Below are 14,057 nucleotides of genomic sequence, written 5' to 3'. Positions count from 1 at the left end.
TCGGAAAAGCCACCTTAAGGTGGCTTTTTTTATGAACAGAGAATCGTCATTTTGGGTTAGGCAATAGCTGGTTTGATGTCTATAATCTAGCTCGGAGAAAAAAGAGGAAACACTATGTCACTGGCAAGTCAGTTAAACGACAAGCAACTTGAAGCCATGAAATATACTCAAGGACCCTTGTTAGTACTTGCAGGGGCGGGTTCGGGTAAAACTTCGGTAATTACTCGTAAAATTGCTTATTTGGTTAAGCATTGTGGTATTCCTGCACATCGTATTACCGCAATGACCTTCACCAATAAAGCGGCACGTGAAATGAAAGAGCGTGTTACGAAATTGCTGTCGCGTGAAGAAGCCAAAGGGCTTTCAGTTTCGACCTTCCATACTTTTGGGCTAAATTTATTGCGTATTGAGCTTAAAAATACGCCCTTAAAAGCCAATTTCTCTATTTTGGATGCCGATGACTGTAAACGTATTCTGATGGACTTGATGCATCGCGATAATTTGTCGGGTGCGGAAAGCAAAGAATTAATCGCCAAAGCGATGAGAATGATTTCAGACTGGAAAAATGACTTGATTCCACCTGAACAGGCCCACACGACCTGTGAAACGCCTGAAGATATTCAAATGGCGCATTTATACCAACTCTATGAGCGCAATCTACGTGCTTACAATGCTGTAGATTTTGATGATCTGATTGTGATGCCAACGCGCTTGTTACAAGAAAATCAAGAAGTGCGTGATCGTTGGCAAAATCGTATTCGCTATTTATTGGTCGATGAATATCAAGATACCAATACTGCCCAGTATATTTTGGTGAAGCTGCTGGTTGGTGTAATGGGTCAGTTTACGGCTGTGGGTGATGATGACCAGTCGATTTATGCATGGCGTGGAGCAAAGCCAGAAAATATGGCATTGCTAAATGAAGATTTTCGCAATTTAAAAGTGATTAAGCTCGAGCAGAATTACCGTTCTACCAGCCGTATTTTAAAAGCGGCCAATACCGTGATTGGCAATAACCCGCATATTTTTGATAAAAAATTATGGTCAGACAAAGGTCATGGCGAAGTGATTCGCGTGATTACCTGCCGTAATGACGATGATGAAGCAGAACGCGTGGTTAAAGATCTGATTACCCACAAATTGATGAATGGGAAAAACTGGAAAGACTATGCCATTTTATATCGGGGTAACTTCCAGGCACGCATTTTAGAAACTCAACTACGTCAAATGCAGATCCCGTATAAGTTGTCGGGTGGTCAGTCATTCTTTGCGCGTGCTGAAATCAAAGACATTATGAGCTATTTGCGCCTGATCATTAACCCTGAAGATGACAGTGCCTTCCTACGTATTATTAATACACCGAAACGTGCGATTGGCCCTGTGACTCTAGAAAAGCTCGGGTTATTTGCACAGGAAAATCACTTGTCACTCTTAGCTGCAGCGGGTGATCAGCGTTTGACCATGGCGATTCCGAAAAAGGCCACCACCCAGTTGGCTGAATTTGCTGAGTTTATTAGTAACTTTACCCGTGAGTTGCTGGAAGATGATGAACCTGTGCCGATTATTCGCCAGATGATGCTCGAAGCGGGTTATATCGACTACATCAAAGAGTCTGCTGCTACACCAGCACAGGAAAAAACCAAACTCGACAATATTGAAGTGTTATACACCAGCATTCAAAGTTTGATTAACCGTGCCGAAGATGTGGATGAGCGCAATATTGAAAGTGTAATTCGTAAAATGGTGTTGCTGGATATGTTGGAGCAACAACAGGAAGAAGAAGATACGGACAAGGTGAACTTGTTGACTTTGCATGCATCGAAAGGCTTGGAATTTCCATTTGTTTATTTGATTGGTTTGGAAGAAGAGTTGCTGCCACATAAAAACTCGATTGTGGCGGAAACTGTGGAAGAAGAACGCCGTTTGATGTATGTAGGGATTACTCGTGCACGTCAAGGGCTGACCATTACCTTGGCAGAACAGCGTAAAGCCGGAGGACAAATGCGTCAAATGACCCCAAGCCGCTTTTTAGATGAATTACCCCAAGATGAACTGGAATGGTTAGGGCGCAAGAAAAAGCTGGCAGGCAATGTCGATCCGAAGCAGCAAGCGCAGCACTATCTTGAAAATTTACGTGCGTTAATTAAACGCTAATCCCAATATTTATTTTTGCAACAATAGGAAACATTATGAAGGTTCAAGTTAAAGTTCTAGATGCACGTTTAGGACAAGAGTGGCCTATGCCCACTTATGCAACGCAAGGTTCAGCAGGTTTGGATTTGCGTGCATGTGTAACTGAGCCAACCGTAATTGAACCGGGTCAAACCGTGCTGGTTAAAACTGGTCTCGCCATTTATATCGAAGATACAGGTTTTGCTGGTCTGATTCTGCCACGTTCGGGCTTAGGCCATAAGCACGGTATCGTTTTAGGTAACTTGGTCGGGTTAATTGACTCGGATTACCAAGGGGAATTAATGGTTTCTGTATGGAACCGTGGTCAAACGGCATTTACTTTAGAGCCGGGTGAGCGTTTGGCGCAATATGTCCTTGTTCCGGTTGTACAAGCAGAATTTGAACAAGTGGATGAATTTGTCGCGACTGAACGTGGTGCAGGTGGTTTTGGACACACGGGTAAAAACTGATGTTATGCTGAAAGAACCTTCGGGTTCTTTCATTTTGAAATATAAAAGATTTTATTAAGATTACTTTTAAACCACTTCACGATAACTTAAATAGTATTAACAGTTCGATTCTATTCAGATATAAACTAGAAATATTTTAAAACATTTATGTTGTGTGAATACGGTGAACTGAATTCAGTTTGCTCGATTCTGAAGTTCCTAAGATATGAATATTCAACAACCTTTATTTCCATGGCAGGTATTCCGTGCCTATGATATCCGTGGAAAACTTACACTTTTAAGCCCTGAGTTGATGGAAGCCATTGCGCATGGTTTGGTTTGCCAGTATCAGCAAGCCGGTCAAAACTCAGTGGTAATTGGTTATGATGCTCGTTTGAGTAGTCCTGCTTACGCCCAAATTATACAAACAATCTTTGAAAAAAATGGGTTTCAGGTCACCAATGTCGGCTGTTGTTCCAGCCCAATGCTGTATTACACAGCACGTCAATTTTCAGGCAATGGCATTATGGTCACCGCTAGTCATAATCCGAAAAGCGATAATGGCATTAAATGGATTATGCAAGGCATTCCGCCATGCCCCGATATGATTCAGCAAGTGGCTTATGTGGCGAGTTTACAATTTTCACCGCAGCGTAAAGTTACAGTACCTACATTGCCGCATCAATTTGATGTGAGTTATTGCTTGCAGTATCAGCAGGCCATGTTGCAAGACATTCAACTGCAACGGCCCTTCCATGTGGTGCTTGATGGTTTGCATGGCTCTGCTGGACGTTGTGCCGTATTGATCTTAGAAAAACTCGGTTGTCAGGTCACAGCACTTCGTTGTGAATCGAATGGTGAATTTCCAGATCATGCGCCTGATCCTTCACAGGCATGCCATTTAACTGCGTTAACCGCAACCGTTCAAGAGCAACAGGCCGATCTGGGTATTGCGCTTGATGGTGACGGAGATCGTTTGGTGCTGGTGGATGAGAACGGCACAATTATTAGCGCAGACCGCCTATTGTCCTTATTTGCCCAAATGTGTCTGACTACACATCCACAGCATGAAGTGGTGTTTGATGTGAAATGCTCAACCATGGTGCGGAATACGATTCGTGAATTGGGCGGGCAGCCGAAAATGATTCGTACAGGCAGCACCTTCCTGAAAAAATACCTATTACAATCTCAGGGCCGTGCGGTATTTGGCGGTGAGTATGCGGGACATTATGTATTTAATGATGGTCGTGGCTTTGGCTATGATGATGGTCTCTATGCCGGATTAAGAGTGTTGGAATTTTTAAGCCAGACCACGGGTTTAACCCTGTCCCAAGCCTTGTCCAAATATCCGGAACGTTGTGGTACTGAAGATACTTATATCAGTACCTACAGCACAGATCCGAAATTATTACTGGCGGATATTGAAGTCAACAGCCACCATCTGGCAGCACAATTAAGTAAAATTGATGGTGTAAGGCTTGATTTTGAAGACGGTTTTGGCATTATTCGAGCATCCAATACGGGTGAATATTTCACGGTCCGTTTTGATGCCGATAATCCTGTTCGTTTAAATGATATTCGGCAATCATTTGTTTCCATGTTAAGTGACCGATACCCTAAAATCGCACACGACATTTTAAAAGCTCATTGAGGAGAGAGGCGAATGCCACATCAGCAGACTGGCATCGACAAAGCACAAATTTTGACTGAAGCTTTGCCGTATATTCAACGTTTTTCAGGTAAAACGCTGGTCGTAAAATATGGCGGCAATGCAATGACCGATCCAGAGCTAGAAAGCTCTTTTGCGCGGGATATTGTGCTGTTAAAAACAGTCGGTTTAAACCCGATTGTGGTGCATGGCGGTGGTCCACAAGTTGACTCTTTCTTAAAGCAATTGGGGCGTGAATCTGACCGTATTGATGGCATGCGCGTGACCGATGCGGCGACCATGGAAGTGGTTGAAATGGTCTTGGGCGGTAGTGTGAATAAATCCATTGTGAACCTGATTAACCAGCATGGTGGTCGTGCCATTGGTTTAACCGGTAAAGATGGCAATTTAATTCGCGCGCGTAAACTTTTAATGCAGAAAAACCAAGAAGATGGTTCTGTGCAGCAGATTGATTTAGGCCTAGTCGGTGAAGTGACTGGGGTTAAAACAGATGTGCTAGAAATGTTCACCCAAAGTGATTTCATTCCTGTAATTGCACCTTTAGGCGTCGATGATCAGGGTAATACCTATAATATCAATGCGGATTTGGTGGCGGGTAAAGTCGCTGAAGCCCTAGGTGCAGAAAAGCTGATTTTACTCACCAATATCACCGGTGTATTGGATGAAAACAAAAACTTGCTTACAGGCTTAACTACACAAGAAGTCGATCGTCTGATTGAAACAGGTGTGATTTACGGGGGCATGATTCCTAAAGTGGGTTGTGCATTGGATGCCGTGAAAGGTGGTGTGGTCAGTGCGCATATTGTAGATGGTCGTGTTCCACATGCTACGTTACTTGAAATCTTTACTGATCATGGGGTAGGTACACTGATTACCAACCGTGCTAAGCACTGAGATTCAAGTGAGTTGTAAAATGCCAGCGAAATGCTGGCATTTTTATTGAGGGAGGAGCGACAGGATTTAAGTTTTGCCTCAACTTTGGTCATGCTACTGTCATCTAGTTTTTCTAGTGTAGGGGAAGAATCACTGGAGAGCATGATCCATGTTTGAAAAGCTGAACCTATATCGTCAACAATTAAATTTTCCACATCCTAAAAAAAATACGAGTCAAACCCAATATCGCTTTGAATGGGTAGAAGATTTAAAACAATTACAAGAAGTACAAAAATTTCGAGCAGAACAGTTTTCGCAACAATTTGGGATTCAGTTTGAGCAGGGGCTAGATCAGGACCTCTATGATTTTGGTTGTGAGCATGCCGTACTGCGGGATAAATATAGCAATGAAATCGTGGCATATACCCGCTTAAAACGACTGCAAGCTTCGGATTTAGCCCACAGCTACAGTGCTCAAGAATTTAAAATTGTCGATGAGTTGGGACATTTATCGAATATTGTCGAAATTGGTCGAACCTGTGTGCATCATCGTTATCGCTCTGGGCGTGCACTCTCGGTCTTATGGCTTAATCTTGTGCCTAAAGTCCTTTGGGAAATGCGGGCGAAATACCTAATTGGTTGCGTCAGCATTCGTTTACAAGGCAATCAGGCACGTGCTTACTATACGCATCAGTATTTAAAACAGCTCAGTCCAGCGCAGACCTGTGCCATTCAACCGCAAGAAGCTTATGAGCCAACACATCCTGAATATAGTTTCCCGCAGGATGAAAAAATTCCAAAGCTATTTGATGTGTATTTAAAGATGCATGCCAAGCTGTCGCAACAAGCCTTTTATGATCGTGAATTTAATTGTCTGGATTACTTTGTCTTGCTTGAAGTCAATAAAATGGCCAAGAGTTTTGTCATGCCAAAGCGGACTCAACTTTAAGCAGGAAAATTACGAGGTCTAGCACAGAATAAGATTTACAATTCTTATTGGGCTCATGCACAATAAACCCATACTTAATAAATGTGTTTGTAGTTGCTTATGTGCCAGTTGCTTGGAATGAATTGTGCGACCCCGACGGATATTACTTTTTCTTTCCGTGGATTTTCGCAGCGCGCTGGCATTACTTCCGACCATTGTGATGGTTTTGGCATCGCATTTTTTGAAGACAAAGCCTGCCGTTTATTTGTCGATAACCAGTCTGCAGTGGAATCACCGATTGCAGAATTAATTCGCAATTATCCGATTAAATCACGCAACGTGATTGCGCATATTCGTAAAGCCACCCAAGGTAAAATTAATCTCGAAAATTCGCATCCTTTTATGCGAGAACTCTGGGGAAGACAATGGATTTTTGCGCATAATGGTGATTTACATGATTTTGATCCACCACTAACGGGGCGGTTTACACCCGTGGGCAATACCGATAGCGAACGTGCATTCTGTTTTTTATTGGATCAATTGGTGGCACGATTTGGTTATGTTGAACCATCACTCAAGCAAATTTTTGAATTATTGTTAGAAATCTCCCCAAAAATTGCAGAGCATGGGACTTTTAATTTTTGTTTGTCCAATGGTCAGGCATTGTTTAGCTATGCGATTACCAAATTGCATTGGCTGGTCCGTGAATATCCGTTTAAACCCGCGCAGTTGATCGATTTAGATGTCGAGGTCGATTTTAGTCAGGTCACTACACCTGAAGACCGTGTAGCGGTGATTACCACCGAACCTTTGACGCAAAATGAAACTTGGCAAGCATTTCAACCTGGTGAAATGATTTTATTTCAACATGGGAAACCGATTCAGCATGCACTGACCCATGTGCAGCGTTTGATCCGTGAACAAGAAAATCCAGCGTTAAAACGTGTAACCCGTGCTGATCAATATTGAGCAGCATAGGCGGGCTAAACGACTAAAAGTCCGAAGTAGGTTAAAATTAAAGTTTTAATAATTAAAGAAAAAATATTATGATTGGTTAATAAATATCTTATTCTTTTGATCGGGTATAAATTAATTAATGCATATATATCATGAGCTTAGTTTTAAAATATAGCTAAATTATTGAATCCAGAGCAATTTACTTGTTTTTTATTTGTTTTCAATATCGTTACTATCCTTTTCCAGTAATGAATAATGAATGTGAAATGGGGGGCGTATGAAGATGAAATGGGTTCCAGAATATAATACCGGTATCGATGTAATTGATGATCAGCATAAGCGTATTCTCGATTATATTAATGAAATTGATGATGTTGCGCTGGATACTGATCGTGCGCGAATTAAACAGATTCTTGATAATATTATTGACTACACTCAATCCCATTTTACCTTTGAAGAATCCTTACAAGAAGAGGCGGGTTATAAATACCGAGTGCCGCATAAACGCGTACATGATTTATTTATTAAAAAAATTGAATCGTATCGTGACCGTTTTGAAATGGGGCATTCGATTGAAGCTGAATTGCATGAAGTTTTAGCGAAATGGCTCATTAACCATATTCAGCACGATGATGCCGATTATGTCGGTGCGGTCAAAGAAAACATGATGGGTATTATTAAAGAAAAAGAACAGAAAAAGGGTAAAAACTGGTTCGCACGTTTCTTCTCTTAAGTACAGCAAGGGCTGAGATTCAGCATGGACAAGCTGTGCAAAAGAATTAAAAAATTGAAAAAAAGAAAATAAAGTATTGGCGCAGCAAACCATCTGTTCGGTGGTTTGCTTTTCTTTTTGATTTTCACGCATGAGAAAGGCAAAATAGCGATAGATTTTTTTTAGGAATGCATCATGCAGGATAATGCTATGTCACGATGGTTATCGCCGCTGATGGCTTTTTGTTTGTCATTCATCATTATTGCCACATTGGCACCAATTGTTGGGATACAGGCAGAACGTCAGCTCGATTTCTGGTTGCTTTGGTTAGGCACAATGTTGGTTTTAGCCTTGCCGATTTGTTATTTGGAAATCGCATTGGCAAAACGCTCTAAAAGCACAGCACTGAATGCATTGTCGAGCTTAACCCGTGATGCGGATGCCTCGTCGAAATGGCGTTTAGTGGGTTGGCTTGCGGTGGTGTTTATGCCATTCCTTGCTGGTGCAATGTTATTTCATGTCAGCCAATACAGTGCGCAATGGCTGCTGCAAGGCATTCAAGCTTCCTATATTTTTCTTGGCATCGCGATTGCCGCGATTGCTTTATCACTGCTACCGCGTCAGATTCTTGCTGCCATTACAGCACTCGGGGTGATTGCTGCGTTGATTTTTTCACAATTAAGTGAAGCCGCATTACCAGCATGGCACATGACTGCACTTGAATTTGGTGAGTGGGGCAGTGCTACGGTATTGGCACTGGTGGCGAGTGGTCTTGGTTTAGGGGTGTATTGGCAAACGAGTCTGGCGCAAATTAAGCAGCAAGAGGTTGCCACTAAAACGGTATTACCAATTTGGATTGCTCAATTGGTTGCGGTATTAGCATTTGCTTATTTTGCAGTCGCGGCTCAGCTTTCAGTTATGGCTTTATTGGTGGCAACGGTGGCTGGGGCTGCATTGTTATTGCAGTTGGCACGTGAGCAGTTGGCACAACGTCAAATTATGCTTGCCGTACAATGGGCTGTTCTTGTTGCTGCTGTGCTGGTCTGGGCTATTCCGAGCATCAGCGTGATATTCAATATTGTTCTGGTACTTTGGGGCTTGGTAATTTGCTTGATTTATGCCATTTTTGCAGGCTGGATTATGAAAATTAGCCATTTACGCAAGGCCATGAATTTCAGCAATGAGTTATTTTACAATATCTGGCGTATCGCTGTTCGTATTGTCCTGCCATTATCCATTTTACTTGCGATCGTATCGGTCTTAGGGCAATTGATCTAATGGCTGAGCAGGCAAAGGTATGGGTCGCCTATGCGACACCTGAACAGCAATTTCACTTGGAAGTGCCTTTTCAAACTGGGATGACCGCACTCGATGCGATTGAGCAAAGTGGTCTTCGCCAGCAGGTAGAATTACCTGAGGTATTGCAGTTGGGGATTTTTGGGCTTCATATATCTGAGCCGACTCATTTACTGCAAGCAGGTGATCGGGTTGAGATTTATCGGGCACTCACCATTAACCCTAAAGACATTCGCCGTAAGCGTGCAGCACAAAATCCCGTCGGACGCTTTGCCAAAGGCAATCGCTTTAAACAATTGAAATGATATAAAAAACCCCTCATCGAGGGGTTTCTTTTTATTTTAAAGTGTCTATAGTGGGGGCGCAGTTAAAATTGCTTCTTTCGATCCTGGTAAACCAGGTTGTGATTCTGGAATGGTTTCTAAACCTTCAATTTTGTTCACAATGCCATTTTGATCGAAGTAAATTTTCAAATGTTGACCATGTGCTGCCGGAATCTTGGCTTTTTTAGCATAAGTTCCTGGGATATAATTGTAGATGTAGTCCCATCGATATGGATTTAATGGATCTGCAACGGTTGGACTACCCAGTAAAAAACGCACTTGTTGGTGACTCATGCCGACTTGGATTTTGGACGCTTGGGCTTGGGTTAATGGTGTTCCTTGAGGAATATCTACTTTATAAACGCCCAAGGTCGAACAGCCCGCGAGCAGTGAAGTGACGAATAACGTCAACATGATTTTTTGCATTTTGCTACACTATCCCAAATTAATTTTGATGCATTTGATCCAAGGATAGATCATACTGCATCTTAACTTTGTTGCATATTCCAACTTTAAATTTGTTGAGAGAGACCTTTTTTCATGCCTATTTCAAACCAAGACTTACGCAAAGCTGGACTTAAAGTTACACTTCCACGAATTAAAATATTAGAATTATTAGAAAATTCAAAACAGCATCATTTAAGTGCGGAAGATATTTACAAGACTTTACTCGAACAGGGTGAAGATGTCGGTTTAGCAACTGTGTATCGCGTGTTAACACAATTCGAAGCTGCTGGCATTATTCAGCGCCATCATTTTGAAAACAATCACTCTGTTTTTGAAATTATGCAAGAAGATCACCACGACCACTTGGTTTGCCAGAACTGTAACAAAGTTGTTGAATTTACTAACGAAGTTATTGAACATGAACAGCATACCGTAGCTGAAAAACATGGTTTTACCTTAACGGGTCACTCACTCAATCTGTATGGCTACTGCAGTGATCAAGAATGTCAGGATGCATTACGTAAAAAGTAATGTAACTTAATGACCTTCTTGAATGGAAAAAGGCTTCAAAATGAAGCCTTTTTTATTGTGTGTTTAAAGTTGATTGCTCATCAATTTATGCCGCCTGTTTAAGACACAATTTGAATACGGCTTGCACCTGAACCCATTGGCTGAACCTGAATCTGCACTGGAATCCGTTCGTGCATTTCTTGGATATGCGAAATGAGTACCACTTTACGTCCCTGATTTTGCAATTGGTCAAAAGCATTCATCACCATATGCAATGAAGAGGCATCTAGGGTTCCAAAGCCTTCATCGATAAATAGCGATTCAATTTTCATGGAGCCTGCTGCCATATTGGCAATCGCCAAAGACAGGGCAAGTGAAGTCAGGAACGATTCTCCCCCCGAAAGCGAAGCCACTGAACGCGTTTCACCATCCATATCATGATCAATAATGGCTAAACTGAGCGAATTGTCCAAGCGCTTTAAAGTATAGCGTTGCGATAGCAGTGCCAGTTGCTGGTTCGCATATTCAATTAAAATATCTAGATGATATTGTTGTGCCAAATCACGGAATTTTTTCCCTGTCTTATCGCCCATCAAGTCTGAAATTTTCGCCCAGCGATGTTCTTGCAGCTGAATTTGCTGAATTTGGGTGGCGAATTGCTGTTGCTTGGCTAAATTTTGCTGATGCAGTTCCAGTTTGAGTTTCAATTGATCGCGTTGTTCAGTCTGCTGCTGTAACTGTTCTACGTTGGCTGAAATTAACTGGAGCAATTGTGCATAAGTGATTTGTGGTTGCTGTTGTAGATGCTGTTGCCATTGGTTTTGTAATGTCGTCAAGGCATAAGCGGCTTCATTTAACAGACGATCCGCCTGTTGTACACTCAGGCGCAACTGTTGTTCTTGTGTTGAAGAAATCACAAGAAGCTCGGTTAATTGGGGTTCTGTAAAATCACTGTGCTGAGTTAACCATATGCTGATGTCAGTTTGGACCTGATCAAGGGCTTGTTGCTGTTGCTGTTGTTGTGCTTGCAGTTGTTCCAGTGCATTTTTCTGCTGTTCAAAATTTTGACGTGCCTGTTCAAAGCTCTGCTTGAGTTGCTGATAGTGTTGTTGTAACTGTTGACGCTGCTGATCATGCTGCTGCAGCCATTCAGTGGCTTTCAGTTCGGTAGCCCCGTTCATTTGTACAATGAGTTGATGGGCGGCTTCGGTATTGTGTTTCCCTTTGGCTTCCACTTCTTGTAGTTGCTGTAGCAACGCATGAAGTTGTGACTGAAGGTTGCTGAGATGGGTTTTTAGTACTTGCAGTTGTTGCGCTGAATGTTCTTGTTGTTTGCTTAAAGCGTCAACTTGTTCAAGCTGTTGTGCACGTTGCTGCAAATGCTGCAACGTTTTTTGTGCTGCGGTCAGTGGCTGTTCCTGCCACATGGCATTTTCATGTGCAGATAGGCAATCCATAATCTGCTGAATGTGTTGTTGCCACTGCTGTACAGATTCCAGTTGATGGGAAATATGTTGAACTTTCTGGGTTAAATGTAATTGATCTTTATGGGCCTGATTCAATTGTTCTAAGTTCAACTCATCTTGCTGTTTGTGCTGTGTGGTTTCTACAATCTGCGCTTGAAGTGTGGCTAAGATTTGCGGTTGAGTTTGATTTAAATCTAAACATAGTTCCGATTGTGATACATGCTGCTGCAATTCTTTACGCTGAAGTTCAGTTTTTACATTCGCCTGCTGCAAGGACTGTTGTAATTGCGTCTGCTCAGTGCTCAGTTGTATGAATTGTTGTTGAGCCGTTTGCCAAAGTTGTAGGCATTGCTGTTCCTGCTGCATGGCTTGCTGTTCTTGTTGTTGTTGCAACTCATACAAAGCTTTCGACACCAGATTTTCATCCTCGCGATAAGGATGCTCTGTACTGCCGCAAACAAGGCAGGCTTCGCCTGATTTTAGTTCAGCGCGTAAATGTTCAATATTATCGGCATGCAGTAAGCGTTGTTGTTGCAAGAACGTTTGCAACTTTTCACGTTCACTTTGAGCAGATTGGAATTTTAATTCTGCTTGTTGAGCCTGCTGTTCCGCTTGATGCTGCTGCTGTTGAATGGTGTGTAATTTGCCATTAAGACCAATAATTTCACGATTTAAATCAAACCATTGCTGTAGTTTTTGTTGAACTAAATCGAGTTGATTAAGTCGAAGTAGTTGCTGCTCTTTATTTTTCTGACACTGCGCTTGTTGCGTTTCAATTTGAGCAGTTGTCCCAAACTGCGCCATTAATTCTTGCAGCCGCACGGTGTCTTGATCACGCTGTTGCTGAGCTTGTTGCAGATTGCCTAGGGTATTTTCGACTTTTTGATAATGCTGAATAAACTGATGTAATTGCTGAAGATGTGCGTTTAAGCTCTTATCTAAGGGCGCAAAGTGATGGCTGTTGTGCAATTGTGCAGCATAGGCCTGTTGCTGGGCATCCAATTGTTGCAGTTGTTGTTCTAACTGCTGTTGCTGTTTGAGTAACGGCTGTTGCTGAGCGTCTAATTCCTGTAGACGACCTTTGGTTTTCTTATATTCATCAGCGATATAGTCTCGTTCTTGCACGTATTTACGTACTTCAGCCAGTTCTTGTTGATGCTCTACTTCAAAAGTTTGGAACTGAGTAAGTGCGGTGTCAGCTTGCTGAAAGTGATTTTTCTCTTGGTTGAACTGACTAGATAGAGCTGTAAAGTACTGCTGTTGCTGTTGAATTTTGGGGGTGAGCTGTTGCAGCGTATGGAGTATTTGCTGTTGCTGAAATACCACAGGACGTATGCCAGAGAAGGTTTCAAGTTGGGTCAGACGTTGGCGGTCTGGTGCTAAAGCCGCATGGGCTTGTTGTTGTGCCAGATGCTGTTGTTGTTTAAGTGCAATCTCGTGCTCGAATTTATGCAGTTGCTCAAACCATTGCTGCTGTTGAGTGTGTTGACGCTTTTCTTGTTCGAGGTGTTGAACCGTTTGTTGTGCTACGGTGAATTGGCGACGAAGTTCTGCAAGTTCTTCTTCAGAGAGCAGTTCAAGATGCCCTAACACATTTTCCAGTTCTTTGCGCTGTGCCGCGATGGTTTTGGTTTTTTCATAAGCCAATTGTCCAATCTTGCCAAAAATACTGGAATTGGTCAGGTATTCCAATAACTCGCCACGCTCATTATCCCGTGCTTTTAAAAAAGCCGTCACTTCAGACTGTGCCAACAAGACTGCACGGGTAAATTGTTCAAAACTCAGCTGGGTAATTTGTTGAATAGCGCTGTCTACCGCTTTGGTTTTGTCTGCGATTACCACATCATCGCTTAAACATTTTAAATAGCGTTGTACATTTTGCAGTTTGCCTGTGGCACTTTCACGTGCGCGTTTCACTTCCCAACGTGCCAAATAACGCTTCTGGTCTTGGGCAATAAAACATAGCTCGGCAAAACCATGTCCCGAACCACGACGTAATACGGTGAGGGGGGAATTGGTCAGTAACTCAGAACCATCGCTGTCGAGTAATTTACCATCGCTTTCTTTTAGGCGCGGAATTTTGTTAAACAGAGCCAAGCACATGGCATCTAGAATGGTCGATTTTCCTGCGCCGGTTTTACCCACAATGGCAATTAAGCCAGCACTGGCTAAAGGTTCCGCATCAAAATCGATCAGGTGTTCGCCAGCCAGAGAGGCTAGATTTTTAATGCGAATAGATAAAATTTTCATGGCAA

The 14,057-nt window shown here is 42.4% G+C and carries 12 protein-coding genes; 10 read left to right on the top strand and 2 right to left on the bottom strand.

Features of this window, described 5'->3' with window-relative positions:
* Positions 1-114 precede the first annotated feature (114 nt).
* The 9 genes from ACX17N_RS03075 to ACX17N_RS03035 all read left to right on the top strand — a co-directional run bounded on the left by ACX17N_RS03075 (position 115) and on the right by ACX17N_RS03035 (position 9,361).
* The gene (locus ACX17N_RS03075) at positions 115-2,154 is read left to right on the top strand and encodes a UvrD-helicase domain-containing protein (RefSeq protein WP_458891086.1); all 2,040 of its coding nucleotides are present in this window, start codon (positions 115-117) and stop codon (positions 2,152-2,154) included.
* Between the two features lie 35 nt (positions 2,155-2,189).
* Positions 2,190-2,642, top strand: coding sequence for a dUTP diphosphatase (gene dut / locus ACX17N_RS03070; protein WP_458891085.1), 453 nt, complete (start codon positions 2,190-2,192; stop codon positions 2,640-2,642).
* Positions 2,643-2,847: 205 nt separating this feature from the next.
* Complete coding sequence (locus tag ACX17N_RS03065; protein WP_458891083.1) at positions 2,848-4,272, top strand: phosphomannomutase/phosphoglucomutase; 1,425 nt, start codon at positions 2,848-2,850, stop codon at positions 4,270-4,272.
* Positions 4,273-4,284: 12 nt separating this feature from the next.
* Complete coding sequence (argB, locus tag ACX17N_RS03060; RefSeq protein ID WP_458891082.1) at positions 4,285-5,184, top strand: acetylglutamate kinase; 900 nt, start codon at positions 4,285-4,287, stop codon at positions 5,182-5,184.
* A 148-nt stretch (positions 5,185-5,332) separates the two neighbouring features.
* Positions 5,333-6,112: a GNAT family N-acetyltransferase gene (locus tag ACX17N_RS03055; protein WP_458891081.1), complete on the top strand. Its 780-nt coding sequence runs from the start codon at positions 5,333-5,335 to the stop codon at positions 6,110-6,112.
* A gap of 99 nt (positions 6,113-6,211) precedes the next feature.
* Complete coding sequence (locus ACX17N_RS03050) at positions 6,212-7,060, top strand: class II glutamine amidotransferase (protein ID WP_458891080.1); 849 nt, start codon at positions 6,212-6,214, stop codon at positions 7,058-7,060.
* 265 nt (positions 7,061-7,325) lie between these two features.
* Positions 7,326-7,781, top strand: a complete 456-nt coding sequence (locus ACX17N_RS03045; RefSeq protein ID WP_458891079.1) for a bacteriohemerythrin — start codon at positions 7,326-7,328, stop codon at positions 7,779-7,781.
* A 174-nt stretch (positions 7,782-7,955) separates the two neighbouring features.
* Positions 7,956-9,038: a hypothetical protein gene (locus tag ACX17N_RS03040; RefSeq protein WP_458891078.1), complete on the top strand. Its 1,083-nt coding sequence runs from the start codon at positions 7,956-7,958 to the stop codon at positions 9,036-9,038.
* On the top strand, positions 9,038-9,361 hold the full coding sequence (locus ACX17N_RS03035) for an RnfH family protein (protein WP_458891077.1): 324 nt from the start codon (positions 9,038-9,040) through the stop codon (positions 9,359-9,361). The genes ACX17N_RS03040 and ACX17N_RS03035 overlap by 1 nt, the downstream gene beginning before the upstream one ends.
* A 45-nt stretch (positions 9,362-9,406) precedes the next feature.
* Here the strand turns inward: ACX17N_RS03035 and ACX17N_RS03030 are convergent, their stop codons facing one another.
* Positions 9,407-9,805 (bottom strand): outer membrane protein assembly factor BamE, encoded by a 399-nt coding sequence (locus ACX17N_RS03030; RefSeq protein WP_458891076.1) that lies wholly within the window; start codon positions 9,803-9,805, stop codon positions 9,407-9,409.
* Between the two features lie 114 nt (positions 9,806-9,919).
* On the opposite strand from ACX17N_RS03030, the gene fur reads away from it, so the two are divergent.
* The gene (gene fur, locus ACX17N_RS03025) at positions 9,920-10,357 is read left to right on the top strand and encodes a ferric iron uptake transcriptional regulator (RefSeq protein WP_458891075.1); all 438 of its coding nucleotides are present in this window, start codon (positions 9,920-9,922) and stop codon (positions 10,355-10,357) included.
* A gap of 98 nt (positions 10,358-10,455) precedes the next feature.
* Here fur and ACX17N_RS03020 read toward each other — a convergent pair whose 3' ends face one another.
* Entirely contained in the window at positions 10,456-14,052 is a 3,597-nt protein-coding gene (locus tag ACX17N_RS03020; protein WP_458891074.1) for an AAA family ATPase, read from the bottom strand.
* Positions 14,053-14,057: the final 5 nt, after the last annotated feature.

It is taken from the genome of Acinetobacter sp. GXMZU3951, assembly GCF_054457875.1.
This window is presented reverse-complemented; position numbering and strand designations above follow the sequence as displayed.